Consider the following 2441-nt stretch of genomic DNA (forward strand, 5'->3'; position numbering starts at 1 on the left):
AAGGGGAAGATTTCTCAAGAGAGTGATGAGCCTCAGAGTGATATAGAGAAAAAGTTAGCTGCTTTATGGTGCGGTGTCTTACGGCTAGAAAAAGTGGGTGTTCATGACAATTTCTTTCGTATCGGCGGTGACTCCATCTCCGCTATACAGTTAGCTTCTGAAGCTAGAAAAGCAGGAATGCAACTAACTGCTAAAGATATTTTTAAAAGCCCTATTTTAAAATCCTTAGCCCAACTTTTAGAAATAACAATTCGTTCTGAGGAAAAACTAGATTCAGAAAAAGCTTTAATGACTAGGCTATCTAAAGAGAAAGAAGAAGTAAAACTGCTTATACAAAATAATGTGGATTATCCTTGTGAAGTTGAAAGCTATTATCCACTTTCTCCTATGCAAAGAGGAATTCTCCTTAACTATCTACAGGATAAAAAACAAGATTGGTATTTCCGGCAAAAGGTTTTTTTAATCTATAACCTAAAAAAGGTAAATCTATTCAAAAAAGTGTGGGAAGAGATAGTAAAGACGTATGATATCTTTAAAACAGCATTTTTTTGGCAAGGCCTTGATGATCCTATTCAGTTCACTTCTAAAAACATTCCTTCAGTTTTAGACTTTCACGATATCTCTAATTTGGAAGAAGAGAAGAAAACCTCTTCTTTAGAAAGCCTACTTTTAAAAAATAGAGAACAGAAATTTGAGCTTGATAAAGCTCCTCTCATAAGGGGAATCCTTGTCAAATATGCAGAGGAAAACTATTATTTTATATTAACTTTTCATCACATTCTTTTAGATGGGTGGAGTGTAATGGAGTTATTAGAGACAATAAAGAAAAGTTACAATGATTTGTTTAAGGGGATAGAACTAGAAATCAAGAACAGCGTTTCTTTCCAACAATATATCAGTTGGGTGCAACAACAAGATAAAACAAACACAAAAGAATTTTGGAAAGATTATATATTTGGCTCTACTTATAGTAATCAATTTTCTGCATCTTTTAAGCACACGGATGGTTCCTCTAAAGGGTATGAAGTCTTTGAAGCTTTAATCCCTTCTTTATTATATGATCAGATCGTTTTTTTATCTAGAGACTTGGGACTAACATTGAATTCTATCATGCAATTTGCGTGGGCCGTATTGCTTGCTAAGTTTACACAAATGAAAGATATTACTTTTGGTATAACAACCTTTGGCCGAACTATTGAGTTAGAAGATGCCCATAAAGTTATTGGCTTACTAGCTAACGTTGTGCCGTTTAGATTTCAAATAAAAGACGACATAAACATTATTCAAGGAATAAATTTGATACAAACTCAACTTGCATCAATTCAGCATCAAGCCTTACTTCCATTGTTTGAAATTCAATCTCTTGTTGGAGGTTCATCAGCTCATTCTCTATTCGATACAATTTTCGTTTTTGAAAATTATCCAAAGGTTGAAAGAAGTAAATCAATTGTTGATCTTGAAATAAATTCCCATAAGAACACTTTAGATGTTACGGAATTTTCGCTTACTGTTGGTGTAGAACCTTCTAGTGACCTTATAATGAGGTTTGGCTATAATAAAAGCCACTTTTCTCAAGAAAATATTTCTAAAATTTTTAATGATTATGTCAGAATTATGGAAGGGATTTGTGCCAATTTAAATCAACTACAAAATGGCAAAAAAGTTGCATAATAAAAAACCGCTTCTTTTATTCTTAGTAACTTTGTGTAATCTAAAACAAATTTTCTATAATGTTGAAATTTATAGTATGTTGTAAGATAAGATTATGAATCAGATTATTTTAACGGACAAGTGAAAAGCGGAAAAGTGATTAAAGCCTAACTTACTCATGAAAATATAGAGAAAACTGTGAGAGCTCTCATAACAACTATAAGGTATGTAAAGTACTTTAAGGTTCTTAATATACAAATTTTCACAATTGTAGAAATTTAATATGTTTGAGTTATTTTGAGTTTATGATAAATCGTATCAAGGGAGGTTATTCGTGATCCAAGTCAAACTCATGTTATGAAAATAAACAGCTCTATTGCAGAGTAGCTTCGAGGACATTTAACGTAAGTGGGTTAAGCTTCCGGCACATATTTATTTTTTATATTCAATATGATGGTAGCCAAGTATCTATTGGAAATACTTTTTCAGAAAGGTACGCAGCAAAATTTTATTATAAATTGGATGAGGTACATAGAATCAATTTACGGGATTATTTCATAATTCTAACTATAAATTTTAACTAATACATTAAGGGCACTGTATATGAAATTTGCTATTGGAGATATCCAGATACTCAATGAAGAAGAGAGAGAGAAGCAGTTAGGGGAATGGAATGAGACGGCGAGGGCGTATCCATCAGAGAAGTGTATTCATGATTTAATTTTGGGAGATTTGGAGAGCCGTACTAATCAAGAAGCTGTAGTTATAGAGGGGGGGAGAGGGTATACATA

The 2441-nt window shown here is 32.5% G+C and carries 2 protein-coding genes; both read left to right on the top strand.

Translation table 11 applies throughout. The annotated features are described in order from the left end of the window. The coding region (locus J0H12_00040; protein MBN9412303.1) for a hypothetical protein at positions 1-1671 on the top strand (1671 nt) is incomplete at its 5' end. A 582-nt stretch (positions 1672-2253) separates the two neighbouring features. Beyond that, positions 2254-2441: hypothetical protein (locus J0H12_00045; protein ID MBN9412304.1), on the top strand; the 188-nt coding region annotated here is incomplete at its 3' end.

The organism is Candidatus Paracaedimonas acanthamoebae (assembly GCA_017307065.1).
GTDB lineage: Bacteria > Pseudomonadota > Alphaproteobacteria > Caedimonadales > Caedimonadaceae > Paracaedimonas > Paracaedimonas acanthamoebae_A.